The sequence below is a fragment of the Cupriavidus sp. SIMBA_020 genome (genome assembly GCF_046535395.1).
Lineage (GTDB): Bacteria > Pseudomonadota > Gammaproteobacteria > Burkholderiales > Burkholderiaceae > Cupriavidus > Cupriavidus campinensis.
This window is the reverse complement of record NZ_JAWRWU010001308.1, coordinates 1-248: the sequence shown is the minus strand read 5'-3', so window position 1 is coordinate 248 and position 248 is coordinate 1. Positions and strand designations below refer to the sequence as shown.

Below are 248 nucleotides of genomic sequence, written 5' to 3'. Positions count from 1 at the left end.
CTCAAACTGCTGCAGGACGACGGCCGGATGGCGATGAAGGACCTCGCGGAACAGGTCGGCCTGACCGTGACGCCGTGCATCGAGCGCGTGCGGCGCATGGAGCGCGACGGCGTCATCACCGGCTATCACGCACGCGTCGATCCGGGCCAGCTCGGCGCCGCGCTGCTGGTGTTCGTCGAGATCACGCTCGGCCACAAGGGCGGCAACATGTTCGAGCAGTTCCGTCGCGAAGTGATGAAGATCGACGA

The 248-nt window shown here is 66.1% G+C and carries 1 protein-coding gene; it reads left to right on the top strand.

Going from position 1 to position 248, the window contains the following annotated elements:
• Positions 1 to 248: winged helix-turn-helix transcriptional regulator (locus SB751_RS33735; RefSeq protein WP_410749462.1), on the top strand; the 248-nt coding region annotated here is incomplete at both ends.